The 25,451-nt window shown below is 39.8% G+C and carries 20 protein-coding genes and 2 pseudogenes; 14 read left to right on the forward strand and 8 right to left on the reverse strand.

The genetic code is table 11. From position 1 onward, the window contains the following. The first annotated feature begins 110 nt into the window (after positions 1-110). The 8 genes from rpsG (at position 111) to AN490_RS19490 (ending at position 10,551) form a co-directional block, all read left to right on the forward strand. Entirely contained in the window at positions 111-581 is a 471-nt protein-coding gene (gene rpsG / locus AN490_RS19455; protein WP_015078103.1) for a 30S ribosomal protein S7, read from the forward strand. A gap of 180 nt (positions 582-761) precedes the next feature. After that, positions 762-2,840, forward strand: a complete 2,079-nt coding sequence (gene fusA / locus AN490_RS19460) for an elongation factor G (RefSeq protein WP_300006537.1) — start codon at positions 762-764, stop codon at positions 2,838-2,840. A gap of 22 nt (positions 2,841-2,862) precedes the next feature. Continuing rightward, positions 2,863-4,092: an elongation factor Tu gene (gene tuf / locus AN490_RS19465; protein WP_300006538.1), complete on the forward strand. Its 1,230-nt coding sequence runs from the start codon at positions 2,863-2,865 to the stop codon at positions 4,090-4,092. 164 nt (positions 4,093-4,256) lie between these two features. Continuing rightward, complete coding sequence (rpsJ, locus tag AN490_RS19470) at positions 4,257-4,574, forward strand: 30S ribosomal protein S10 (protein ID WP_015078100.1); 318 nt, start codon at positions 4,257-4,259, stop codon at positions 4,572-4,574. 143 nt (positions 4,575-4,717) lie between these two features. Next, a complete protein-coding gene (locus AN490_RS19475; protein WP_015078098.1) occupies positions 4,718-5,368 on the forward strand; it encodes an LON peptidase substrate-binding domain-containing protein in 651 nt (216 codons plus the stop codon). Positions 5,369-5,481: 113 nt separating this feature from the next. After that, the gene (locus AN490_RS19480) at positions 5,482-7,551 is read left to right on the forward strand and encodes a prolyl oligopeptidase family serine peptidase (RefSeq protein ID WP_300006539.1); all 2,070 of its coding nucleotides are present in this window, start codon (positions 5,482-5,484) and stop codon (positions 7,549-7,551) included. 230 nt (positions 7,552-7,781) lie between these two features. Continuing rightward, entirely contained in the window at positions 7,782-9,851 is a 2,070-nt protein-coding gene (locus AN490_RS19485) for a PAS domain S-box protein (protein ID WP_300006540.1), read from the forward strand. A 367-nt stretch (positions 9,852-10,218) separates the two neighbouring features. Next, positions 10,219-10,551: an RNA-binding protein gene (locus tag AN490_RS19490; protein ID WP_300006541.1), complete on the forward strand. Its 333-nt coding sequence runs from the start codon at positions 10,219-10,221 to the stop codon at positions 10,549-10,551. A gap of 48 nt (positions 10,552-10,599) precedes the next feature. Here the strand turns inward: AN490_RS19490 and AN490_RS19495 are convergent. The 3 genes and pseudogenes from AN490_RS19495 to AN490_RS19505 all read right to left on the reverse strand — a co-directional run. Beyond that, positions 10,600-10,761, reverse strand: a pseudogene (locus AN490_RS19495) (Uma2 family endonuclease); the annotation flags it as partial. A gap of 3 nt (positions 10,762-10,764) precedes the next feature. Then, positions 10,765-11,301, reverse strand: a pseudogene (locus tag AN490_RS19500) (Uma2 family endonuclease); the annotation flags it as partial. 439 nt (positions 11,302-11,740) lie between these two features. Beyond that, positions 11,741-13,447: a diflavin flavoprotein gene (locus AN490_RS19505; protein WP_300006542.1), complete on the reverse strand. Its 1,707-nt coding sequence runs from the start codon at positions 13,445-13,447 to the stop codon at positions 11,741-11,743. 790 nt (positions 13,448-14,237) lie between these two features. Between AN490_RS19505 and AN490_RS19510 the strand changes: the two genes are divergently transcribed. Next, positions 14,238-14,960 carry a hypothetical protein gene (locus AN490_RS19510; protein WP_300006543.1) on the forward strand — a complete coding sequence of 241 codons (723 nt, stop codon included), beginning with the start codon at positions 14,238-14,240 and terminating at the stop codon, positions 14,958-14,960. Between the two features lie 176 nt (positions 14,961-15,136). Here the strand turns inward: AN490_RS19510 and AN490_RS19515 are convergent, their stop codons facing one another. After that, positions 15,137-16,861 (reverse strand): diflavin flavoprotein, encoded by a 1,725-nt coding sequence (locus tag AN490_RS19515; protein WP_300006544.1) that lies wholly within the window; start codon positions 16,859-16,861, stop codon positions 15,137-15,139. 587 nt (positions 16,862-17,448) lie between these two features. On the opposite strand from AN490_RS19515, the gene AN490_RS19520 reads away from it, so the two are divergent. Both AN490_RS19520 and AN490_RS19525 read left to right on the forward strand, forming a co-directional pair. Next, the gene (locus AN490_RS19520; protein WP_015078089.1) at positions 17,449-17,925 is read left to right on the forward strand and encodes a phosphate-starvation-inducible PsiE family protein; all 477 of its coding nucleotides are present in this window, start codon (positions 17,449-17,451) and stop codon (positions 17,923-17,925) included. A gap of 263 nt (positions 17,926-18,188) precedes the next feature. Next, on the forward strand, positions 18,189-19,106 hold the full coding sequence (locus AN490_RS19525; protein ID WP_300006545.1) for a carbohydrate ABC transporter permease: 918 nt from the start codon (positions 18,189-18,191) through the stop codon (positions 19,104-19,106). 16 nt (positions 19,107-19,122) lie between these two features. On the opposite strand, the gene ruvC is transcribed toward AN490_RS19525, so the two are convergent. Continuing rightward, the gene (ruvC, locus tag AN490_RS19530) at positions 19,123-19,614 is read right to left on the reverse strand and encodes a crossover junction endodeoxyribonuclease RuvC (RefSeq protein WP_015078083.1); all 492 of its coding nucleotides are present in this window, start codon (positions 19,612-19,614) and stop codon (positions 19,123-19,125) included. Positions 19,615-19,804: 190 nt separating this feature from the next. Between ruvC and AN490_RS19535 the strand changes: the two genes are divergently transcribed. From AN490_RS19535 to tsaE, 3 genes are read left to right on the forward strand one after another with little or no spacing between them, the layout of a single operon-like run. After that, complete coding sequence (locus AN490_RS19535; RefSeq protein ID WP_300006546.1) at positions 19,805-21,178, forward strand: gluconeogenesis factor YvcK family protein; 1,374 nt, start codon at positions 19,805-19,807, stop codon at positions 21,176-21,178. A gap of 56 nt (positions 21,179-21,234) precedes the next feature. Continuing rightward, complete coding sequence (locus tag AN490_RS19540; protein WP_300006547.1) at positions 21,235-22,035, forward strand: Uma2 family endonuclease; 801 nt, start codon at positions 21,235-21,237, stop codon at positions 22,033-22,035. Positions 22,036-22,065: 30 nt separating this feature from the next. After that, the gene (tsaE, locus tag AN490_RS19545) at positions 22,066-22,497 is read left to right on the forward strand and encodes a tRNA (adenosine(37)-N6)-threonylcarbamoyltransferase complex ATPase subunit type 1 TsaE (protein WP_300006548.1); all 432 of its coding nucleotides are present in this window, start codon (positions 22,066-22,068) and stop codon (positions 22,495-22,497) included. On the opposite strand, the gene AN490_RS19550 is transcribed toward tsaE, so the two are convergent. The 3 genes from AN490_RS19550 to AN490_RS19560 all read right to left on the reverse strand — a co-directional run. Then, the gene (locus tag AN490_RS19550) at positions 22,478-23,725 is read right to left on the reverse strand and encodes a hypothetical protein (RefSeq protein WP_300006549.1); all 1,248 of its coding nucleotides are present in this window, start codon (positions 23,723-23,725) and stop codon (positions 22,478-22,480) included. The genes tsaE and AN490_RS19550 overlap by 20 nt on opposite strands. Positions 23,726-23,728: 3 nt before the next feature. Beyond that, positions 23,729-24,469, reverse strand: coding sequence for a hypothetical protein (locus AN490_RS19555; protein ID WP_300006550.1), 741 nt, complete (start codon positions 24,467-24,469; stop codon positions 23,729-23,731). Then, on the reverse strand, positions 24,466-25,451 hold a 986-nt coding region (locus tag AN490_RS19560; RefSeq protein ID WP_300006551.1), incomplete at its 5' end, for a trypsin-like peptidase domain-containing protein. The genes AN490_RS19555 and AN490_RS19560, both read right to left, overlap by 4 nt.

A 25,451-nucleotide genomic window follows, 5' to 3' on the forward strand; every position in this document is an offset into this window, starting at 1 on the left:
GCCATAAAGGAAAACACAGGAAAAATCAGCGGCTAATTAAACCGCTTTTAGTCTCCTGTGTTCTGATAGCATATAATTTCGTGGTCAAATTCCGTATTCAAGGATGAAGTATGTCTCGTCGTGGTGTTAGTCAAAGGCGCACAGTCCCGCCTGACTCAGTGTATAATAGTCGCCTTATCAGCATGATGATGCGCCGGATCATGCGTCATGGCAAAAAATCAATTGCCGCAAGAATAGTTTATGACGCTTTGAAAACTATTGAAGAACGTACTGGTGGAAGTCCATTAGAAACTTTTGAAAAAGCGGTGCGTAATGCGACACCATTAGTAGAAGTTAAAGCTCGCCGCGTTGGTGGAGCAACTTACCAAGTACCAATGGAAGTGCGTACAGATCGCGGTACTACCCTAGCATTGCGGTGGTTAGTTCAGTATTCTCGCCAACGTCCAGGTAGAACCATGGCCGGAAGATTGGCTAATGAATTAATGGATGCAGCGAATGAAACGGGCAGTGCTATTCGTAAGCGCGAAGAAACGCACCGGATGGCGGAAGCAAACAAGGCATTTGCACATTATCGTTACTAAGTAGAAAAACGATATATCGTCTTCTCATGTGCGGTATATCGGAGAATTTATGGCTAATGCTCAAAGATTGGCAACCGTCTGGCTAGGCTAACAAAAAAATACGGTTTTCCGTAAAAGTATAGAATCTTAACAAAGAGTAATATACAAGATATCATGAGGCGACAACGATAGGAGGTAACTGTGGTACGCACGAACCCGCTAGAGAAAGTACGCAATATCGGTATTGCGGCGCATATAGATGCGGGCAAAACAACGACAACAGAGAGAATATTATTCTACTCTGGGATCATTCATAAAATCGGCGAAGTTCACGAAGGAACAGCCGTTACAGACTGGATGGAACAAGAACGGGAGCGGGGAATTACCATCACTGCTGCTGCCATTAGTACCAGTTGGAATGATCATCAAATTAACATTATTGATACTCCCGGTCACGTGGACTTCACCATTGAAGTTGAGCGTTCCATGCGAGTATTAGATGGTGTAATCGCTGTATTTTGTTCCGTAGGTGGTGTTCAACCCCAATCAGAAACAGTATGGCGACAAGCGGACCGCTATAAAGTCCCTCGCATTGCCTTTATTAACAAGATGGATCGCACCGGTGCGAACTTCTATAGAGTGCATGACCAGATGGTCGATCGTTTGCGGGCTAACGCCATTGCTATTCAACTGCCTATCGGTAGTGAAACTGAATTCAAAGGTATCGTTGACTTGGTGAAAATGTGTGCATATATGTATACAAACGATCAAGGAACTGATATCCAAACAGTAGAAATTCCCGCTGAACTAGCCGAAAAAGCCGCCGAATACCGCATCAAGTTGGTAGAAGCAGTATCAGAAACTAGTGATGTGCTGATGAATAAGTACTTCGAGGGCGAAGAACTGACAGAAGCAGAAATCTGTACTGCCCTCCGCAAAGGAACAATTGCTGGAACAATAGTCCCAGTGCTTTGCGGTTCAGCCTTTAAGAACAAAGGCGTGCAATTGATGTTGGATGCGGTGATAGATTATCTACCATCACCACTGGAAGTGCCACCAATTCAAGGCACACTGCTCAACGGTGATCCCGTAGAACGTCATGCTGATGATAACGAACCATTATCAGCTTTGGCATTTAAGATTATGGCTGATCCTTACGGTCGCCTCACCTTCGTTCGTGTTTATTCTGGTGTGCTGAAGAAAGGTAGTTACGTTCTTAACGTCAGCAAGAATAAAAAAGAACGGATCTCTCGGTTAGTGCTAATGAAAGCAGATGACCGACAAGACGTAGATGAACTACGGGCGGGTGATTTAGGTGCTGCTTTAGGATTGAAAGATACTTTGACAGGTGATACCCTTTGTGATGAAGGCTCACCAGTAATTTTGGAATCCCTATTTATTCCTGAACCTGTGATCTCGGTAGCGGTTGAACCCAAAACCAAGAACGACATGGATAAGCTTTCCAAAGCACTGCAATCTCTTTCCGAAGAAGACCCCACCTTCCGTGTGCGTGTTGATCCGGAAACCAACCAAACCGTGATTGCGGGCATGGGAGAATTGCACTTAGAAATTCTGGTAGACCGAATGTTACGCGAATTTAAGGTAGAAGCCAATGTGGGTCAGCCACAGGTAGCTTACCGGGAAACAATTCGCAAAGCTGTTACCAAAATTGATGGTAAATTTATCCGTCAGAGTGGTGGTAAGGGTCAGTACGGTCACGTAGTGATCAATTTAGAACCAGGTGAACCAGGAACAGGTTTTGTCTTTGTTTCTAAAATTGTCGGTGGGATTGTTCCCAAAGAGTACGTAGGACCGGCAGAACAGGGCATGAAAGAATGTTGTGAATCTGGTATTTTAGCTGGATATCCACTCATTGATGTCAAAGCCACCTTGATACATGGTTCTTATCACGACGTAGACTCTTCAGAAATGGCTTTCAAAATTGCCGGTTCTATGGCTATGAAAGAGGCAGCATCAAAGGCCTCTCCTGTCATCTTAGAGCCGATGATGAAAGTTGAAGTTGAAGTACCTGAAGACTATATCGGGAACATTATTGGTGACTTAATCGCCCGCCGGGGACAGATTGAAAGCCAAAGCACTGATAATGGGCTGGCGAAGGTGGTATCGAAAGTTCCACTGGCAACCATGTTTGGTTATGCTACTGATATCCGGTCGAAAACCCAAGGTCGGGGTATCTTTACGATGGAATTTAGTACCTACGAAGAGGTGCCTCGCAGCGTAGCTGAGGGAATCATCTCAAAAAGTAAAGGGAACGCTTAATTAAAAAAGGAAACGATTATTCATGGCACGCGCAAAGTTTGAAAGAACTAAACCTCACGTTAATATCGGTACTGTTGGTCACGTTGACCACGGCAAAACTACTTTAACAGCAGCTATTACCATGACCTTGGCCGCTAATGGTCAAGCGGTGGGTAAAGGTTACGACCAAATTGATAATGCACCGGAAGAAAAAGCTCGGGGTATTACAATCAATACTGCTCACGTTGAGTACGAAACCAATAGTCGTCACTATGCTCACGTAGATTGTCCTGGACACGCTGACTATGTGAAAAACATGATCACTGGTGCGGCACAAATGGATGGAGGCATCTTAGTAGTTGCGGCTACGGATGGTCCTATGCCCCAAACTCGTGAACACATCCTCTTGGCAAAACAAGTCGGTGTTCCTAGTCTTGTCGTGTTCTTGAACAAACAAGACATGATGGACGATGAAGAGTTGATGGAATTGGTAGAACTGGAACTGCGGGAACTACTCACCCAGTATGATTTCCCCGGTGATGATATTCCCATTATCAAGGGTTCGGGTCTGAAAGCTCTGGAAGCAATGATTGCTAATCCCAAAACTCAGCGCGGTGAAAATGAGTGGGTAGACAAAATCTATGAGTTGATGGATGCTGTAGATGCTTCTATTCCTACTCCTGAAAGGGATGTGGATAAACCATTCTTGATGGCTGTGGAAGATGTGTTCACCATCACAGGTCGTGGGACTGTGGCTACTGGACGGATCGAACGCGGTATCGTTAAGGTTGGCGATACAGTTGAGCTAGTCGGCATCAGAGATACCAAGACTACCGCAGTCACTGGGATCGAAATGTTCAAGAAGAGCCTTGATCAAGGTATGGCTGGGGATAATGCAGGTGTACTACTGCGTGGTCTCAAAAAAGAAGACATTGAGCGGGGTATGGTAATTGCCAAACCTGGTACAATTAAACCTCACACTGAGTTTGAAGGCGAAGTTTACGTTTTAACAGAGAAAGAAGGTGGTCGGAAAACACCATTTTTCGCAGGTTATCGCCCTCAGTTCTATGTGCGGACAACTGATGTAACTGGAACAATCCAAGCCTTTACCGATAGGGAAGGTGGAAATGTGGAAATGGTTATGCCTGGCGATAACATCAAGGTAACAGTAGTATTGATCAATGCGATCGCTATTGAACAAGGTATGCGCTTCGCTATTCGTGAAGGTGGCCGGACTATTGGTGCTGGCGTTGTCGCTAAAATCTTGAAATAACACTCACCTTTTTGCTCTCATTCAAAAGGAGTAGAGATGAATTATATAATCTCTGCTCCTTTCTATTCCCATAAACAATTTTAAATTTCAGATTTGGGATGGAATTTAACATCTAAAAATCTAAAATCTAAAGTCTAAAATTTACCGAACCTGGAAAACTAAAAATGGCAACTCTACAGCAGCAGAAGATTAGAATTCGTTTAAAGGCATTTGACCGCCGTTTGTTAGATACATCTTGCGAGAAGATTGTTGAAACAGCTAACCGTACCAACGCTACAGCTATCGGACCGATTCCTTTACCCACCAAGCGCAAGATATATTGCGTACTGCGATCGCCTCACGTAGATAAAGATTCCCGCGAACACTTTGAAACCCGCACCCATCGCCGGATTATTGACATTTACCAGCCTTCTTCTAAAACCATTGATGCACTCATGAAGCTAGATTTACCTTCTGGTGTAGATATTGAAGTCAAATTGTAAACTTGTCATTTGTCAATAAATAAGATCCCCGACTTTTTAGAAAAGTCGGGGATCTGTTCTTTTCTTAATGATAAAATATCAACCAAGTGCGGGAAAAATAGGGAACAATATATTTTAAGAATAAAATTTATACTCAACTAACCATGACATCTTCTTCTAAAATTGCAGTGCGTGAACTACCTCTATTCCCATTACCTGAAGTGGTTCTATTCCCAACTAGACCATTACCTTTACATATCTTTGAATTTCGCTACAGAATCATGATGAATACGATTTTGGAGAGCGATCGCCGATTTGGGGTATTGATGATTGATCCCACAAAGGGGACAATTGCTAATGTGGGTTGTTGTGCGGAAATTCTCCATTATCAACGGCTACCTGATGACAGAATCAAGCTATTAGCTTTAGGACAGCAAAGATTTCGGGTTTTAGAATATGTCCGCGAAAAGCCCTATCGCGTCGGTTTGGTAGAATGGATTGAAGATCAACCCCCAGCTAAAGATTTACGTCCTTTAGCATCTGAGGTAGAACAACTATTGCGGGATGTTGTGCGTCTTTCTGCCAAGTTAACAGAACAAGAGATTGAACTACCAAATGATTTACCAGATTTACCCACAGAACTATCTTATTGGATAGCTAGTAATCTCTATGGTGTCGCTCCCGAACAGCAAGCATTATTAGAAATACAGGATACAGTTGCTCGTTTAGAACGAGAAGCGGAAATTCTCACTTCTACTCGTAATCATTTAGCAGCGCGTTCTGTTCTTAAAGATACGTTTAATGAAATGGAATAAAGGAAAACGTTACTTAATCTTTAAAGATCCCCGACTTCTTAGAGAAGTCGGGGATCTGAATCTGGTAATTGATTGCTATAGGATAGAGATAACAGTCCATCTATCCTGAATTTATGTCTAACTCTAAACAACCCCTGACCTATCCCACCATTAGCAAAAGTGATCAAATAGATAATTATCACGGAACTGTGGTTGCAGACCCTTACCGCGCCTTAGAAGACCCGGATACGGAAGAAACAAAAGCTTGGGTAGAAGCCCAAAATCAAGTTACCTTTAGCTACTTAAATGAAATTTCTGCTAGGGAAAAAATAAAACAGCGTCTCACCAAACTTTGGGATTATGAAAAATATGGAACTCCCTTTAAAGAAGGTGAAAGTTACTTTTATTTCAAAAATGATGGACTGCAAAATCAAAGTGTTCTCTACACTCTCCCAACCTTAGAATCAGAACCAAGAGTATTACTTGACCCTAATCAACTTTCAGAAGATGGTACAGTTGCCCTTTCAGGAATTGCTATCAGTGAAAATGGTCAACTTTTAGCTTATGGTTTATCTAGTTCTGGTTCAGATTGGCAAGAATGGAAAGTGAGAGATATTGCCACAGGTGAAGATCTACAAGATCATTTACAATGGATTAAATTTTCTGGTGCTGCTTGGACTCATGATCATCAAGGTTTTTTCTACAGTCGTTATGATGAACCAAATGAAAAAACCAAATTAGAAGATGTAAATTATTACCAAAAATTATACTATCACAAACTTGGTACACAGCAATCAGAAGATATTTTAATTTATCATCGTTCTGATGAAAAAGAATGGGGTTTTGGTGGTAACGTCACCGAAGATGGCAAATATTTGATAATTTCAATCTGGCTAGGAACTGACTCCAAAAACTTAGTTTTTTATAAAGATTTAACAAATCTAAATTCTGAAATTATCGAACTAATTAACCAATTTGCAGCCGATTATAGCTTTATTGATAATGATGATCATATTTTCTACTTCCGCACAGATTTAAATGCCCCAAAAGGCAGAGTTATTGCCATTGATACTAAAAAACCAACTTCAGAAAATTGTCAGGAAATTATTCCCCAATCTGTAGAAACATTAAAAAGTGTTGGTATTCTGAATAATCAATTTGTCGCTGATTATCTGCAAGATGCCCATAGCCAAATCAAGATATTTGATCTCAAAGGGAATTTTATTCGAGAAGTAGAATTACCCGGAATTGGTTCAGCAAGTGGATTTGGTGGTAAACGGCATGATACAGAAACATTTTATAGTTTCACCAGCTTTACTACTCCCGGAACTATTTACTGTTACGACATGAAAACGGGTAAAAGTGAAATTTTCCGGCAGCCAAAAGTAGATTTCAATGCTGATGAATATGAGACGAAACAGGTTTTTTATGAAAGTAAAGATGGTACAAAAGTGCCAATGTTTATTACCCACAAAAAAGGAATTAAATTAGATGGTAATAATCCCACTTATCTCTATGGATATGGTGGTTTTAATATCTCATTAACACCAAGTTTTTCTGTGAGTTTATTAATATGGCTAGAAATGGGGGGAGTGTATGCTGTTCCTAATTTGCGGGGTGGTGGTGAATATGGGGAAGAATGGCATCAAGCAGGAATGAAAGAGAAAAAACAAAACGTTTTTGATGATTTTATTACTGCTGCTGAATGGTTAATTGCTAATAATTACACTAAACCTGCAAAACTAGCAATTGGTGGAGGTAGTAACGGCGGTTTATTGGTGGGTGCTTGTATGACTCAACGCCCTGATTTGTTTGGTGCAGCCTTACCCGCAGTGGGTGTTATGGATATGTTGCGTTTCCATAAATTTACTATTGGTTGGGCTTGGGTAGCTGAATATGGTTCTTCAGAAAATGCGGCAGAATTTACAAATTTGTATGCTTATTCACCTTTGCATAATTTAAAGCCGGGAACAGCTTATCCGGCTACGTTAATTATTACCGCAGATCATGATGATCGTGTTGTTCCTGCCCACAGTTTTAAATTTGCAGCGGCTTTACAAGCAGCCCATAGTAGTGATGCACCTGTATTAATTAGAATTGAAATAAAAGCAGGACATGGTGCAGGTAAACCGACAGCAAAAATTATTGAAGAAGCAGCAGATAAGTGGGGTTTTTTGGTACGCGTTTTGGCGATTGATGTTTAACTTATTGGTAGATAAATTTCCGATAATTTTCAGTTACTGCACACACAATACTTGTTTAAATCTGCGTCTTTAATGCTTTCACTAATATATATATATATATATATATATATATATTAGTGCATAGTATGAGTTAATATTTTGGTAAAATTTTACCTAGCGCGAATTTTGGGTTCAATGCTACTCTTACTTCGTGACTGCAAAATGAATCAAAAGCACTGAAAAGAAAAACTATGGCTCAAGCCCATTACCAAATCCTGTTTTTAGAAGATTCCCCAGTAGATAGGGTATTATATAGCCGCTTTTTACGTCAGGATACGTTGGCTACATATCAGATAACTGAGGCTAAATCAGGATTAGAAGGATTAACCAAACTAGCGGAAAGCCAGCCAGATTTAATTCTTCTAGACTATCAACTACAAGATATGAATGGGTTGGAATTTCTCAACCAGTTGCAGCTACAACTCAGTAGTCCACAGATTCCAGTGATTATTTTAACAGGAATAAGAGATGAAGAAATTGCTGTGCAAGCAATGGAGAACGGTGTTCAGGACTACATTGTTAAGGATAAAATCACTCCCCAAGGGTTGTGCCGCGCCATTCATGAGGTATTAGAGAAAACCCGCATGATGAAGAATATGCAAACCCTTTATATTCCCATCGAGCAAGCAGAATTATATCGAAATTTGCGAAAACTCAATGCCTCTTTAGAGAAAAAGGTACAGAAACGGACTGAGGAACTGGCAGCCAGTGAAAGTAAATATCGCGCTATCTTCAATCAAAGATATCAATTTACAGGGCTACTTGACCTAGAGGGGATGGTCTTGGAACTCAACCAAGCAGCATTGAAATTTACTGGGTTGCAACTGGCAGAGGTGGTAAACTGTCCCATTTGGGAAATTTATTGTTGGCAAATTTCCCAGGCAACGCAGGATCAGTTAAAGCAAGCGATCGCTCGTGCTGCCCAAGGTGAATTTATTTCCTACGAGGTAGAAGTACAGGGAATAGATAATCAAATCCTCACCATAGATTTCTCCATCCGACCCCTAAGGAATGATGCCGGTGAAGTAGTTATGCTGATTTCAGAGGGACGCGATATTACTGAAGCTAAACTTAATGAAGCTAAACGGAAGCAAGCAGAAGCCATTTTAAAATTTCAAGCCCAGATCCTCGAAGAAATTCACGATGCTGTCATTACTACTGATATCAATGGCATTATTCAAAGTTGGAATCTCGGTGCAGAGAACTATTATGGGTATACAGCGGCGGAAATGATTGGGCAGAGTGTGAGCATTCTCTACGTAGATCCAGTTGAACTCGAAACAAACATAATGTCAACCCTATTGGCAAAGGGTCGTCATGAGGTAGAGGTGGCTGCCTGTCGTGCGAAATCAGGAGATATTGTTTATATCAACTTGCGGCTTTCGGTCATCCGGGACAACCATGGCAACATTACTCATATAGTTGGCTGCTCCCATGACATCACTAAACAGCAAGCTGCAATTAAAGAGCGGAATGATATATTGAAACAAGAACAAGCTGCTCGCAAACAATCAGAAGCTGCTAACCGCATCAAAGATGAATTTTTGGCGGTTGTATCCCACGAATTGCGGACACCACTGAACTCTATACTCGGTTGGGCTAGTTTACTCAAAAAAGGTAAATTAAAGCCAGAAGAAACGGATAAAGCTCTAAGTATTATTGAGCGTAATGCCAAATTACAGGTTTACTTAATTAATGATTTGCTCGATATGTCCAGGATTTATCAGGGTAAAGGGACTTTGAAAGTTTCTTCAGTTAATCTTGCTACTATAATTTCAGCAGTTTCAGAAACACTGTTTTTAGCACCCAAAACTAAAAAAATTCAGATTCAAACTATTATTGCAGCAAATATTGGTCTAGTTGCTGGTGATCCAGTCCGATTGCAACAAATCGTGTGGAATTTGTTGTCCAACGCTGTCAAATTTACACCTCATGGTGGGCAAATAGAAGTGAGGCTAGAGTGTGTTGGCTTTGATGCTCAAATTACAGTCAGTGACACAGGTAAAGGAATCAGCTCAGAATTTTTACCATACATATTTGATTACTTTCGTCAAGAAGATAGCTCAACTACTAGAGAATTCGGTGGCTTGGGGTTGGGGTTGGCAATTGCCCGTAATTTAGCAGAACTGCATGGTGGCACTATTCAAGCTGATAGTTCTGGTCTGGGACAGGGAGCTACTTTCACCTTTAGACTACCTTTAATGAATGCTAACTCAGAAAATGCTGATTATCCTCAGCCACAAGATGGATATTTAGCTTAACCGAATCAAATTTAAACTCATTGGTAGTAAATATATTCCCCGGCAAAGCATTGTTTTTTTATGTCAATGAACAACTAAGAATCAGTTGATGCTTACAGAAGCGGATATAAATTGAAGCATTGCGGCTGAAGTGCGAGAAATAGGGGGAAATTTCCAATATTGACTGCTCATAAACAACAAATATGACTTTTTACAACATTTTTTTAACTTCTTTCCACAATTATCATTTTTTGTGTAATCATTAGAAAGTGGGAATTAATTCGGCGGTAATGTTTGTGGTTAGTATTGACAGGCTTTCCCTTTTGGTATTTACAGACTTTTCTCCGAAATCTAAATCTCTACATTCTTATGATTTTGGAAATATTCTATGTCAATTTACGTGGGTAACCTCTCTTACGAAGTTACACAAGATGCTCTCAGTGCTGTTTTTGCAGACTATGGTACTGTAAAACGTGTTCAACTTCCTACTGACCGTGAGACAGGTCGCTTGCGCGGCTTCGGTTTTGTGGAAATGGGTACTGAAGCTGAAGAAACCGCCGCTATTGAGTCCCTTGATGGTGCTGAATGGATGGGTCGTCTTCTGAAAGTGAACAAGGCCAAACCCAAGGAAGATAGAGGTCCTGGTGGTGGTGGTGGTGGTAATCGCGGTGGCTACGGCGGCGGCGGTGGTAACCGTGGCGGCGGCGGCGGTCGCTATTAAGCTGAATTTCGCTAAAATCTTTTAGTTATTTAATGCTGAAAAAATTACCTATTCCCTTCGCGGGGTGGGTAATTTTTTTGATCGTAAAACCTCTTCTCCAGAAAGTACAGCAGGAAATTGGACAATTTCTACAGGTTTTCCTAGTCGGTAGATTTCCACTTGTTGATTTTGGGGGTTAATTAACCAACCCAAACGCAAACCATTATCTATCATTTAGCCTTCTTCATCATCACCAAAATCAGGTTCAACACCAAGAGCGCGTAATTGTGCTGCTAATCTTTCTGCACGTCTTCTTTCTTTCTCCCCTTGTTTTCTTTCCCGTTCTGCCGGTGTGAGAACCCAGTTACCTGAAGCATCATACCAGCGTAACCACTGCCGTTCAATGCCTTCATAGACACCTTGCCACAATCCCAAACCTAATTCAATATCATTTAGCCATACACGCGGTTGATTAATTTTCAATTCAGCATAACTACTTCCCTGTAACTGAAATGCTCTTAACTGGTCAGTGTAACGGTCAAAAACTAGATAATAGGGTACTCTTAAAACTCGTTCGTAAACTTCCCACTTAGTTGGAGGTTGACTAGCATCTCGTAACGTTTTCCCTAAATCTTCTTTTTCTGTTCCTGGTGAAATAAATTCTACCACTACAAAAGGATTAACGCCTTCTTGCCAAACTACATAACTCAGCCGCAGTTCTTTTTGTGCATACAACCTGGGGACATCAACTACCGCAAACCAGTCAGGGCGCGTCGTCAAGTAGTTTATATAAAATATTTTTCTCTCTGTTCTTTCTCGTTCCTAGTCTCTGACTAGGAATGCAGTTGATGAGGCTCTGCCTCAAGTACCAGGATAAAATCGGGTAAAGTGGCTTGTATTCTGGGATTGGAGGCAGAGCCTCTTAGTAGGCATTCCCAGCCGGAGTCTGGGAACGAGGGATATATTTTTTATTTTCTTAAATATCGTATTCATATCACCTTTGTCCAAACTCCAAAAATGTGATGCTTGGGGAGAGGGATGCGATCGCTTGTAAATGGTAAACTCCAAAAATGCGATGCCTGGGATAAGCGAAAACTCTTACCCTTGCGCCTTTGCGTGTTAGCGAAGCGGGGCGAAGCCTGGCAGACTTATATTTTAACTAAACAAGAAAATCAAAAAATATTTAGGTGGGCATTGCCCACCCTACTGTTTAATAATAACTCGCTGATTTGCGATAATGTACTGCTGTGACAGCATCTTGATTTAAAACCTTACCATCATCAACAGTGGCATAAACTAACCAATGATCACCAGATTCCATCCGACTTTGGACAGAACATTCCAAATACGCTAAAGCACCATTGAGAATAATACCGCCATTATTGGCTTCTTGAATGTCCAAACCGGCAAATCTATCTTGTCCAGGGGCGTAAACTTTCATAAATTGCTTACGAATTTCTTTCCCTTCCGCCAAGATATTAACTACAAATTTGTTATTTGTATAGGATAAGGATTCCATAGCTCGTTCTTTAGCTACCGCAATGGTTAAACCAGGAGGATTAAAACTGGCTTGTGTTACCCAAGATGCTAACATTCCCGTTTTAACATCACCTTGAGTGGCTGTAACCACACATATAGAACCAACAATCCGCCCTACAGCTTGTTCGACATTACTTGCTGGTTGTTTAGCGACAACTGATTTTTTGGCGGCGCGTTTCAATGCTTGGGCAAAGTCAGTTCCTGCTTCTTCGCAGGTTTGTAAAGTGACTTCATTAGGTTTGAATTTAACGCGAATGGTGTCAAATCCAAATCTGTAACCTGCGTCTTTGAGTTTACTTTCGATTAAATCAACGGCTTCTCCACTCCAACCAAAAGAACCAAATACACCGGCTAATTTATTGTTAGTTGCGGTAGAAAGGACAATTCCTAAAGCTGTTTGGACTGGTGTGGGTGCGTGTCCTCCTAATGTGGGTGAACCTATGACGAAACCGGCGGATTTTGCAATTGCGGCTTTGATTTCTTGGGGTTCGGTAAATTCGCAGTTAATGGCTTCGACACTGACACCGGCTTTAGTGATACCGCGAGCGATCGCCTGTGCTAAAGTTGCAGTATTGCCATAAGCTGAGGCATAAATTAAAGCCACTGTCATATCAGCGGAAGTTTGCTGTTTAGTCCATTCCCGATAGCCTTTGGTGATGTCAATTAAACCATAGCGCACCATTGGTCCATGACCAGTAGCGTACATTCGCACCGGCAAATCTGCCAATTTCTCCAAAGCCGTTTCGATTTGTTTGGCGTGAGGTGCCATTAAACAGTCAAAATAATAGCGTCTATCTTCGTTAAATACTTCCCAACCTTCATCAAAAACTTGATCTGAGCAAATATGCGCTCCAAATAGTTTATCAGAAAACAAAATTTCCGTTTGTGGGTCCCAGGTACAAAGTTCGTCCGCGTAACGGGGGTTAGGTGTGGGAATAAATTGTAAATGATGTCCTTTTCCTAAATCGAGGGTATCTTCTCCCCGCATAACCAAAATTGATAAATCGTCTTTTTCCAAAGCTGCGCGTAAATTTATCGCCCCTGGGTTGGAACAAACAAAGGTAATTTGAGGGGCAATTTCTAGTAATGCTTTTAACGTCGCAGCGCGGTTGGGGTTAATGTGACCCAGAATTACATAATCGAGATATTTGACATCAAACCGCTGTTGTAATGCTTGGAGGTAAATTTCGGTAAAAGTTTCGCCAGGGGGGTCAACAAGGGCATTTTTATCGCCTTGGATGAGATAGGAATTAGCCGTTGTTCCCTTAGCTAAAGCATATTCAATTTCAAATCTTAATCTGGCCCAACTGCGCGATCGCAATATTATGGTATCTGTACCAATGGGCAATATTTGTACATCACGGGGTTTAGTGGTCATTGGTAATGAGTAATTGGGAAAAACTCTTGCGCCTCTGCTCCCTCCATGATAGGTTTTTTTGACATAAGCTGTGACGAATTTACTTTTTTTGCCCGAAAGCCTTAGAGGGTGTTTGAAAAGTTATGGTTGATGTATCAAATATTTTTTACCCCACCCTAACCCTCCCCTTGTAAAGGGGAGGGAACTGGATGGGTAGCAATGTGATGAAAATTACGGAATACCACTTTTCAAACATCCTCTTAGGGAACACCAAAAAATAAATTACCCAATTTTGTGGGATGGGCATTCTTGCCCGTGTGAGCGAGACGCTTACACTACAGTCCATCATTGTTATCTTGACAAACTACTAGGCTACAAAATATCAGATTTAGCTGTGTAACAGCCTACTTCACACACTCCCTCTCAGGTAAGTGTGGGCTTCTCAGCGACTCTTCTTTGAAGACATTAACTGGGCCTTAAAGCCATAAGCACTAGTATATAACGGCGTGAATAAATCAACCATACTCAATCGCCAAAAAGCCTACTGGATATTAGTTTTGACTTTTGACTTTTGACTTTTGCCCTGCGCTAATAGGGACTTTTGAAGATAATTTTAAGTTTTGTCATAGGCTGCTTTTGGTGCATTTAGGAATGTGTATTACACCTATCACGGATAATTATGTCAGATGTGATAATTTTTTATATTTTGCTATTGCCATTTGGGTAATTTTGAACTACCATATTTCTAAGTACCTAGTCGGTACATATAAAGAAATTAAAAACATAAGGAAGATAAGGAACAGAGAACATAATGATAACCACCAATTTTCAAAAATGGGGTGCGTTAGTTGCTTCACTGGCAAGCATTCTAACTCTTTCTAGTGCGGCGGAGGCAATTGTCATCACTAGTCCAACTGGTCCTAGTAGTGGTCAGTACAATATTACTACTGCTGCGGCTACTGGTGCTCCTAGTAGGACAAATGTCTCAGTTCCTATTAGTTACACAGGTACTCCATTTAAGATTCAAAGCTTAAACAGCGTAACCATTAATGGTCTTAGCCTAAACGGAAATAAAGGTAGGTTGACCGCCAAGCTTACTGCCTTTGATGTGACTAGTAATTCAGAGATTCAATCTGTGTCTCTATTTAGTACGTTTGCTACTACAGGTTCCTCTTCCGCTCTCTCTTTAGGCAACTACAAATTTGTCCAGGATTCTGGGAGTACTTGGGCGACGAATTCCAGTGTACCTGGCACCTATACTGCTGTGGATTCGTTGACCGGAGCGTCATTGGCGGATTTCAGTGGCCTTTTCTTCAATAGCAACACCAGATGGACATTAGATATAGGAAACGGCAGAAACACAAACTCTAGTACAGGCTCGTTTAGCAGTTTTTCAATTGATGCTAGTCCTGTTCCCTTTGAGTCTAATGCCGCGCCAGCAGGTGTGGCGATTGTCTTTGGTACTTTGATGTTGCGGAGAAAGTTACAGCAGCGCTCGGCTCAGAAGATGTCACTAGAGTCGGTTAATTCTTAATTTAAGCTCAATAGACATCTCCGAAAATGAATGTAGAGACGTTCTATAGAACGTCTCTAATGGGAATGAATTCCCAGTTTCATAGTAAAAGTCATCTGAAGATGACTATACTCAACACGACTTAATTATTTGATTTAAGCGGGTAGGGGTTTAGCATTGCTAAACCCCTACAATACTTAATAATGGTTTCCTACTTTCCGGTGGTGTACTGCTGTCATGGCATCGGGATTGGATACTCTACCGGCGTAAGCCGTGCTGTATACTGCCCAATGATCACCACAATCCATGCGGCTAACTACTTCGCATTCTATGTATGCTAGGGCATCTGTGAGGATAGGTGCGCCATTTTCAGCAGGTTGGGTTTTCACACCTTGAAAACGATCTGCACCGGGAGCAAATCTTTTTAAGAAGTGTTTCATTAACGGTTGATAGTTGCCTTCTTCGAGTACATTGAGAATGAAGCGATCGCCTACTTGCATGAGTGATTCTATGGCTCGGTCTTTGGCGACGGCAATGGAAAAGCCCAAGGGTTTGAAGCTGGCTTGACTTACCCAGGAAGCTAACATGGCACTGGATACGTCGGATTTTTTAGCTGTGATGATATATAAACCACCGCTAATTCTTCCCAAGGCTTTATCTAAGTCAGCAGCCAGGGATTTCATGGCTTTGATGCTTTTGTCTCTTGTTACCCATTGTCCCAAGTCTGTCCCCGCTTCTTCACACTTTTTATAAGTGTTAGCTGTGGGTGTTTCCCGAATTTCAATTACGGGAAAAGATAAGTGTAACCCTAAAGCCCGGAATTTATTTAATAGGGGATAGGTGGGTTCATCATCTCCTCCACCAGTTTCAAAAATGCCAATGGCTTGTTTTTCTTTGGCAGAACCTAAAACGGTGCTGAGGGCGGCTTGAATGTTAGAATTGCCTGAAGTTGGGGGCATTCCCACAACTAAACCTGTACAACGTCCTACCAGTTCCCGCAGTTCTTGTAATTCGTTGACGCTGGCTAAATCTACTATTTCGACAGCGACACCGGTTTTTGTCATCCCGTTAGCGATAGATTGGGCGATGCGATCGCCAAAACCGTACTCCCAGACGTAAAATATCCCTACAGGGGTTTCGGCTTTGGTTTGGCCTTGACTCCAACTGCGATAACGGCCTGTCAATTCTTCCACATTGTGATACAATAGGGGTCCATGTCCGGTGGCAATCATGCGAATTGTTTTCAATTCTGCCATGCGTTTCATTGCGGACAGGACAGAACGGGCATTTGGACCCATTAAACATTCGTAGTAATATTGAAAATCAGCTTCTATTGCTGCTAAATCGTCATCGAAGGTACTTTCTGAGCAATAATGTAAGCCGAAAGCATCGCAGGTATAGAGAATTTGGGTTTTGTGGTCAAAGCTGAAAATGGTATCCGGCCAATGTAAATTAGGAGCAATGACAAATTCAAATTCATGGCCATTTCCTAAATCTAGGCGATCGCCATTTTTGACAATTTTGCGGTTAAATGGTTGATGTACCATATCTTCCAAAAACTGAATTGCCACCTTTGACGCAACCACAGTTAGATGAGGAGCGAGTTGTAGTAAGTCTTTTACTAAACCGCTGTGATCTGGTTCAGTGTGACTAACAATTAAATAATCAATATCTTGGGGATTAATTAAACCGGTGAGAGTATCAAAATAAAGTTTGCGAAACTTTTCATGGGAAGTATCAACCAGGGCGATTTTTTCCCCCCGAATCAGAAAAGAGTTGTAGGTTGTACCATTTTGTAAACCAAACTCAATATCAAAGCGATCGCGGTCCCAATCCAATGACCGAATTGCGGTAGTATCTTCACTAATCTCTACAGTATTTATAGTCAGACGCTTTTCTAGTTTCTCGGTGAGTAATACCATAACGCCCCTCTTTAATAAATTGAGTATTTATGCCTTTCTCTTATTGTGGCACAGCTTGAATATTAATTTTTATTAAAAAACATATACCTCAGAGGGTGTTTGAAAAGTTATGGTTGATGTATCAAATATTTTTTACCCCACCCTAACCCTCCCCTTGTAAAGGGGAGGGAACTGGATGGGGGTAGCAATGTGATGAAAATTACGGAATACCACTTTTCAAACATCCTCTCAGTTAAGAAAATTAAAACTGTCAACAATCATCGTCAGTCAAAAGACCAACAGCATCTTTCCATAGTCCTAATTGTGGGCAATTCCCGTCTCCATTGGGCATTATTCATAGATAAAATCTTATACTTAATAATGGATAAATCTTATCTACTTAGGTCAGCGGGGCTAACTTAAAGTTAATCAGCTACTGAAGTATCAGTAAAAAAATAGAACCAGGAATTAATTAAAGTTTGAAAGTGGGGGTTAATCTCCTCCTTGATTTGAATTGATAATTACTTATTGTTCTCTGTTCACTTTATTCAAAGTAGTTTAATGGTTAATTATTAAAATAGATTTATCTTTCTGTTCTAGAAAATACTATGCCACAGCGGATAATTATAGAAGTCAATAATTTGTTTAAACGGGATAGAATTGTTCGTAACTTAGAACTTTTTCAGGATATTATTGTTATCTCCCTTTGCGTGAGTTTGTTTTGTGTCATGCTCATTCGCTTAGGAGATATGTTTTTATCATTTTTAAGTCCATTAGATCTACGGCAGGTAACATCTGATATTTTGTTTATTCTGATATTAGTAGAACTGTTTCGGTTGTTAGTTGATTATCTGCAAGAACGGAGTATTTCTGTAGGTGCAGCGGTAGAAATTACGATTGTTTCGGCTTTACGAGAGGTAATTTTACGTGGTGTATTAGAAATTTCCCGCGACCAACTTTTTGGACTTTCTGTATTTCTACTAATTTTATCAGGAATTTTCCTGGCTTTACCTTGGATGCCTCGTTTATTAGAACAGGTGAAAATTAATCAGCATGAAACAGTAGACACAAAACCAGAATTGTAATTTTATTGAAGAATAGGGAAAAGGATTATTTTACTAATTCCCTATTTAATTTTTGAGTATATTTGCTAAATAGTTTTTGTGGGACTCTGAAATCCTACTGATATGATAAAATAATACCTTTGCCATTACTACGTAACGCTGACGTAAACAATCCAACCTCCAAATCAAGGCTTTTCTCAATTTGGCGTAAGTATTAATCAAAATAACTTTATCTAGACTCCGAAATAAGATACCATAGTTGCTAAAACTTGATCCTCAAATATATGTCGCAATTAACATCAAAACAATGGATTTTAATTCAACAGAGAATAACACCTTATTTATTTTTATTACCAGCCTTAATTATTTTAACATTAACTGTTTTTTATCCAGCAGTTCAAGCCTTTTATCTGAGTTTTACCAACTATGAAAATATAGGAGATCCTCCTCAATGGATTGGCTGGAAAAATTTCCTGCGTTTATCGAAAGATCCAGTTTTTTGGCAAACATTACAAAATACATTTCTTTATCTAATTGGTGTTGTGCCAATTTTAGTATTTTTACCCTTGGCTTTAGCAATTTTAGTCAATCAAAAACTGCGGGGAATGAATTGGTTTAGAACAGCATATTATACCCCAGTTGTAATTTCTATGGTAGTAGCTGGGATAGCTTGGAAATGGTTATATGCAGAAAACGGATTGCTGAATCAAATTCTCAAAACTTTAGGGATTGTCCCCGACGGAATTCCCTGGTTAACAAGTCCTGATAAGATATTGGGAATTGTTCCCATTTCCTTAGCTAGTATTATGGCTGTAACTATTTGGAAAGGTTTAGGCTACTACATGATTATTTATTTAGCTGGATTGCAAGCCATTCCCGCTGATATTTATGAAGCCGCGGCTATTGATGGTTCAGACGATATTCGTAAACATTGGGATATTACCTTACCATTGATGCAACCTTATTTAGCTTTAGTGGCTGTAATTTCGGCGATTTCGGCAACTAAAGTTTTTGAAGAAGTTTATATTATGACCCAAGGTGGACCGCTGAATAGTTCTAAGACAATTGTTTATTATTTGTATGAACAAGCATTTGGTAATTTAGAAATTAGCTATGCTTGTACTATTGGTTTGGTGCTATTTTTAATTATTTTAGGTTTATCAATTTTAAGATTATTTGTAAATCAAGATGGTAATTGGTAATTGGTAATTGTTAATCTCACAACTGGAACGAAGCTGTTAACGCCACCGCTAAAGCATCTGCCGCATCATCCGGCCGAGGAATTTCATCTAAATCCAACTCCCGCATCACAGCCTCTTGCACTTCTGCTTTATCTGCTTTACCATAATTCGTTAAAGCTTGCTTAATTTGGGGAGGTGCAAATTCTACATAAGGAAGCTTACGCTGTCCTAAAACTAACATCAGTACACCCCTGGCTTGTGCTACAACAATGGTATTTGCCATCCGATAAAAAAATAACTTTTCAATTGCCACCAAATCTGGCTGTAAGTCCTCCATCACGCTGTGTAAATCATCAAATAAAATACATAGTCGCTGAGTCATTTCCACATCAGCATTTGTGCGAATTACGCCAAAATCTACCATCTCTACCGTTGTCTCTTGTCCTTTATTTTGACTTTGTTGCCAATTAATTGCCCCAAATCCCACAGTTGCCAGTCCTGGATCTATTCCTAAAATTCGCTTTTTCATCAAATTCACTTTTATTAAATTGGTAAAACACAACGCCGCAAAAGTAAGATAGGTATTTTCCTCAACTGTTGATTCCCTATCCTCCCTGAAATATAAAGGATTAAATCAAACTTATGGTTTTTTCAGTATTGAAAGCAGGTGATGTTAAGTTTCTGTTAAATATTGTTTTTACCAACTTTCCCTATTAAGTATGTTCATCGGTTTTTTGAAACAAGCCATTAATTCGCTACAACTAGAGTCTCACAGTCGCACTTCCCACCGGGTTAACCAATGGTTCAAATGGTTATCCCCTGGATTAGCGGTGAAACGCTGGTTACTGATTACTGTTGGGGGTGTTGTCTTAGCCAGTTTGGGGTTGGCTATTTGGGTAAAATTAACCCCCATTTTTTGGATACTAGAGTTGCTAAAAGGTCTTTTGGGACTCCTCGCGAATATTTTGCCCAACTATATTAGTGGTCCATTACTCCTTCTTTGTGGTGTCCTGTTGGTGCTGTGGGGACAATCCCGCACCGTCGGTTCAATTACCGAAGTCCTCAGACCTGGAGTGAATGAAGAGGAATTGATAGATGTCCTCTTAGCCCACCGTCGCTTATACCGTGGTCCAAAAATTGTAGTTGTTGGTGGTGGAACTGGACTTTCAACGTTACTCAGAGGCTTAAAAACTTATAGTGCTAATATTACTGCTATTGTCACCGTAGCAGATGATGGCGGGTCTTCTGGTAGATTGCGCGAAGAGTTTGGCGTTTTACCACCTGGAGATATCCGCAATTGTTTAGCAGCACTAGCTGATGAAGAAAAATTACTGACGGAATTATTTCAATATCGCTTTCGGGCTGGAGATGGCTTAACAGGTCACAGTTTTGGTAATTTGTTTTTAACAGCCATGACTGATATTACTGGGGATTTGGTGCAAGCGATCGCTGCCAGTTCTAAAGTATTAGCGGTGAGAGGACAAGTTTTACCTGCTACCCTCAGTGATGTCCGTCTCTGGGCAGAATTGACAGATGGCCGCCGCATTGAGGGTGAGTCGAATATTCCCAAAGCTGCGGGAAAAATTGTCAAAATTGGTTGTATTCCTGAAAATCCACCGGCAGTTCCCGCGGCAATTAAAGCCATTCAAGAAGCTGATTACATTATTATTGGTCCGGGTAGTCTTTATACAAGCTTAATTCCTAATTTATTAGTTGGAGAAATTGCCGATGCGATCGCCGCTACCAATGTACCCCGCATTTATATCTGCAATATCATGACCCAACCAGGAGAAACTGATGGATATAGCGTTGCTGAACATATTCAAGCCATAGATGATGCTTGTGGCAATAGAAGGTTATTCGATGCTGTATTAGTTCATAAAAAAACACCCTCAGCCCAAGCGCTTATCCGTTATGCCCAACAAAATGCTCATCCAGTTTTTTTAGACCGAGAATCTGTTACCCAATTAGGACGGCGAATAGTTCCTGCTAATATTTTATTTGAAGATGAATATGGTGCTGTTCGCCATGACCCCCAAAAACTAGCCAAAGTTTTATTAGAATGGTACAGTGGAGCGCATCACGGGAAGTAAAAACTGGGGACGGGGAAATATATTTCCCCATTACCAATTACCAACCTAACATATTTATGACTTCTTCCATCATTTCTCAAACTGAACCACCCCTTCCCCCTTGGGAAACTTTACCGACAATGTATGATTTACCTAGCGAAAACCCAGAGGAAAAAGGCTTGCCAGACGACTTTCATTTTTTACAACCTTTACTTTTATATTTAACATTTCAGCCAACAACCTGGAGTTCAGAACTTGTTTATAGTGCTGCTGATCTGAATCTTTATTATGATCTGCAAAATCCTTTATGGTATAAACGCCCAGATTGGTTTGGTGTAGTAGGAGTCCCCAAATTATATAATGGCCAAGATTTGCGTTTAAGTTATGTCACTTGGCAAGAACCAGCAAACCCTTTTGTAGTTGTAGAATTATTATCTCCTGGTACAGAAGATGAAGATTTAGGTAATAGAAAAAGTCAAATAGGTAAACCTCCCACAAAATGGGAAGTCTATGAACGTATTTTAAGGATTCCCTACTACATTGTTTTTAGCCGCTACACCAACGAAGTTCGCGCATTCCAGTTAGTAGGTGGTCATTATGAACCTATTAATATGACTGAGGGACGCTTACCAATGCCAGAATTAGGTTTAAGTTTGGGATTATGGCAAGGGACATTTCGAGATATTCCCAAGTTATGGTTAAGGTGGTTCACACTAACAGGAGAATTAATTCCTGAACCAACAGAAGAAGCTATTGCTGCTAATGAAAGAGTTATTCTTGCTGAACAAGAAACAATAGAAGCAAAAAGAAAAGTTGAACAACTAGGACAACTGTTGCGTGATTTAGGCGTTAATCCCGATACACTGGATAATGCTTAGACATTACCAATTACCAATTACCAATTACCAATGACTAAAATTTTCCTTCCTGACATAGAAGCTACGCAGCAATTAGGTATTACCCTTGGGGAAACTTTGAATGCTGGAAGTGTGATTTTGCTAGAAGGTGATTTAGGTGCTGGTAAAACTACTTTGGTGCAAGGTATTGGTAAAGGATTGGGGATAATTGACTCTATTGTTAGTCCTACTTTTACTCTGATTAATGAGTACACAGAAGGACGTATTCCTCTTTATCACTTAGATTTATACCGTTTAGAATCTCAAGAAGTGACAGGATTGAATCTAGAAAGTTACTGGGAAGGCATAGAAGTAATACCGGGAATTGTCGCCATTGAATGGGCTGAAAGAATGCCATATCTACCAGATAGTTATTTAAAGATATGTTTAAACTATGGTGAAAATGGCAGCCGTCAAGCCGAAATTATGGTTTGCGGGAATTAGTATTACTAAATAACCAAGAAAGAAGGTTAGCAACCGTAGCAGCGCCAAAGGAAAATAGGGCAATAATGGCATCACGGGGTAAAACACCATCTAACCAACTACCTTGGATACTAGAAACAGGAAAATCTTGATCTAATCCAATTTGAATTTGTTTGGTTTTACCAGAAAAACGGGCTTCTATGCCTTTTTTATCAGGCATTATTTGCAAATTGCGGATAAGTTGAATATTTAACGGTTTATTAGTGTCTTCTCCCATCAGAAATTGATTTTCTTTAATTTCTCGATCCTGTTCTGCCATGCGGATTTTGCCTTCGACAATGGTAGATATTTCTAAATCATCTCTGAGGTTGCCACCATTTCTATCTACATGAGTAAATGTGACATCTTTAGTTTTTATTTTGCCTCTAAACCATTGTTCTGATTCATATTTTGGCGGTTTTGATAGAGTGAGATAAATATTAGTATTTTCTTGAATTTTAAAGGTAAATTCTTTATTATCGGGGTTGACAATAAACTCTAATTGTGCTTGATCATCTTGTGAATTCGGTAAATTTAAACTAGGGATTTTATAGCCTTCTACAATAACTTTAATAGGCTGTTCACCTAAATATATTTCTAAGGAATTGGGATTATTTTGAGAATTGGGAAGAAGAGAAAAAGCTAATTGTTGACGATAAAAATCATAATTTAATTTAGCTATTCTTGTTTGTGGTTGTAGTCGTAATTCTTTGAGACTAATTTCGCTTTCTGTCTTAGAACTGGCTGGAGTAATAATAATTTTACTTTCCCTGTCTGTAAGTTGGATTTCTAAGGAATTTAATTTATCAATTTCTGGTGAAGATTGACTTTGAAAACTGCCAGTAAAGGTTAATGTTTGTATACCTTCGGTTTCTAGTTCTTTAACATTTTTAATATTTCCTAAAAACAGTTTAGGTTGATTATCATCATAAGTAAAACTCATTTCTTTAAAAATAAGATTACCTTCAAATGTATGGTTTCCAGGGACAATAGCACCAATAGTAATAATAAACAAAACCACAAGCAATATTATCACCAAGAAAGATGATTTTTGCTGGATTAGATATTGTTTTAGATTTGGCAATTGCTGGAGAAAATGATTATTGAATCCTGTACGAATTAAACCAGACTTAGTAATAATAAAGTTCTTGATCTTACTAAATCTGGAATTGTGAGAAGATTTCTGTCTGCCTTTTTGCCTATATCCCATGATTTATTTTAACCAATTGGGGTTATGTTCAAATACAATGCGTCGTTCAATTCTATCACTTGGTTCATTACTGCGTTCAATATTAGCAATATAGTGAAGTTCATAACGTCCCTTTGGAGACTTACTTCCATCCCATGTAAAACTAATTTCACCACTATTGGGGGTAGTGCGAGATGTACTATATACAGGCTGTTGATCTTTTTGATCTGTGAGTGGAAGGATTTTTAAACTGGTAAATTTAACTCGATCTTGAGAATAAAAAACAAACTCGTATTTACCAGAAGTTTGTCCCAATGTGACGGGAACATAGACATTTTGAGAACCCAGGCTATAGGATGCTACAGCGCGGAGTTTATTTGCAGGAATATTGGCTTTTTTAAGAACGTAAGTATCCCAGCTAAAGCCGAAATTTGCACCATTGTTAGATAATAGCAAATCATCTAATTGATAGTGATAATTATCATCCAATGATTTGACTATAACTTGAGGATTTTTACCATCTTTAATGCGGGGAACTTGTAAGGTTAGGGTATTACCATAATTGGCAATGTTGCGGGTAGCAATGGAAATTAAACTCAAGCTATTACCGCTTAATGGTTCGAGTTTGATGCCTTCACAACGGTTGGGTGATTGACGGCGGATATAATCTGTAGAACGGGCATTTCCTTGAGGACAAGAGGCAACAGCAGAGAGAGGATTAATGCTGAAGATTAATAAGCTGGCCAGTAGAATTTTATAACTCATGATTTTGTTAAAGTAATTTTCCAGATGGACAATTGTTTTTTAACTACAGATATAGGATAGGCAAAGTTCTGGGTTTCACCCGTTTTTCGGGCATAAACTATGCCTATGAGCCGATTTTTTGAGTCTATCACAGGACTGCCAGAATAACCAGGTTTAAGTGCCGTTGCAGATATTTGTAATTGTTGGTTCTGATAATTGATTTTTCCTGATTGAACAGACCATGATTTATCTTCACCTCGTTTAGCATCATGACCGATAATTTGAATAGGCATTGCAGGGTTGATGGTAGTAGACATTGATAAAGGTTGGATATCTTCTGGTAGTTTATCGGTAATTTCCAAAACAGCTAAATCGAGTTCATCTGTAGGAGTCATTTTCAATAATTCGGTATTTCTCCTCATTCTGACTTTACCTGTTGGTGGGGAACTGAAAAACTCCACTTGAATATTTTCACCTTGTTCATTGCCATCAAAAATCACATGACGATTGGTGAGGATTAATATCCGATTAGCATCTCGCTGGATAACTACACCAGTCCCAACCTCAATTCCTTGACGTTGGCTGTTAGAAAACTTGGCAGTAATGAGGACGACAGAACGTTTAACAGGTAAATTGGGGTCATTTTTGGGCAAAAAGTTGATATCGCTTTCTACACTGGCTAGTTTATTCTGTTTTTCAATCCATAATTTTCGGGCTTCTATATTGTTGTTACTGGCATATATATAATTGGGGTCAAGTTCTTCGGCTTTGTCGAAATGTTTTATAGCTTCTTCAAACTTTTCTTGGTCTTGCAATGCTAAACCTAAATTATTATTAGCTAAAGTATGGGCAGTTGTCGGAGTTGTAGAAGTATCTTCTGGTAATGATAGGGCTGTTTTATAGTTGGAAATCGCCTCATCTAATTTCTTCTGGTCACTCAGGGCAATGCCAAGATTGTTGTAAGCAATAGCATATTTAGGGTCAAGTTCAATAGCTTTTTGGT

It is taken from the genome of Anabaena sp. AL09 (genome assembly GCF_001672255.1).
Classification (GTDB): Bacteria; Cyanobacteriota; Cyanobacteriia; order Cyanobacteriales; family Nostocaceae; genus Dolichospermum; species Dolichospermum lemmermannii.

Bases quoted from the DNA above. Each gene is read 5' to 3' on its own strand.
- AN490_RS19540 (WP_300006547.1), top strand. From the start codon at position 21,235: ATGACTTCTTCCATCATTTCTCAAACTGAACCACCCCTTCCCCCTTGG.
- rpsG (WP_015078103.1), top strand. From the start codon at position 111: ATGTCTCGTCGTGGTGTTAGTCAAAGGCGCACAGTCCCGCCTGACTCA.
- rpsJ (WP_015078100.1), top strand. From the start codon at position 4,257: ATGGCAACTCTACAGCAGCAGAAGATTAGAATTCGTTTAAAGGCATTT.
- AN490_RS19555 (WP_300006550.1), bottom strand. From the start codon at position 24,469: ATGAGTTATAAAATTCTACTGGCCAGCTTATTAATCTTCAGCATTAAT.
- AN490_RS19480 (WP_300006539.1), top strand. From the start codon at position 5,482: ATGTCTAACTCTAAACAACCCCTGACCTATCCCACCATTAGCAAAAGT.
- AN490_RS19520 (WP_015078089.1), top strand. From the start codon at position 17,449: ATGCCACAGCGGATAATTATAGAAGTCAATAATTTGTTTAAACGGGAT.
- tsaE (WP_300006548.1), top strand. From the start codon at position 22,066: ATGACTAAAATTTTCCTTCCTGACATAGAAGCTACGCAGCAATTAGGT.
- AN490_RS19535 (WP_300006546.1), top strand. From the start codon at position 19,805: ATGTTCATCGGTTTTTTGAAACAAGCCATTAATTCGCTACAACTAGAG.
- AN490_RS19510 (WP_300006543.1), top strand. From the start codon at position 14,238: ATGATAACCACCAATTTTCAAAAATGGGGTGCGTTAGTTGCTTCACTG.
- AN490_RS19505 (WP_300006542.1), bottom strand. From the start codon at position 13,447: ATGACCACTAAACCCCGTGATGTACAAATATTGCCCATTGGTACAGAT.
- AN490_RS19525 (WP_300006545.1), top strand. From the start codon at position 18,189: ATGTCGCAATTAACATCAAAACAATGGATTTTAATTCAACAGAGAATA.
- tuf (WP_300006538.1), top strand. From the start codon at position 2,863: ATGGCACGCGCAAAGTTTGAAAGAACTAAACCTCACGTTAATATCGGT.
- ruvC (WP_015078083.1), bottom strand. From the start codon at position 19,614: ATGAAAAAGCGAATTTTAGGAATAGATCCAGGACTGGCAACTGTGGGA.
- AN490_RS19475 (WP_015078098.1), top strand. From the start codon at position 4,718: ATGACATCTTCTTCTAAAATTGCAGTGCGTGAACTACCTCTATTCCCA.
- AN490_RS19515 (WP_300006544.1), bottom strand. From the start codon at position 16,861: ATGGTATTACTCACCGAGAAACTAGAAAAGCGTCTGACTATAAATACT.
- AN490_RS19490 (WP_300006541.1), top strand. From the start codon at position 10,219: ATGTCAATTTACGTGGGTAACCTCTCTTACGAAGTTACACAAGATGCT.
- AN490_RS19485 (WP_300006540.1), top strand. From the start codon at position 7,782: ATGGCTCAAGCCCATTACCAAATCCTGTTTTTAGAAGATTCCCCAGTA.
- AN490_RS19550 (WP_300006549.1), bottom strand. From the start codon at position 23,725: ATGGGATATAGGCAAAAAGGCAGACAGAAATCTTCTCACAATTCCAGA.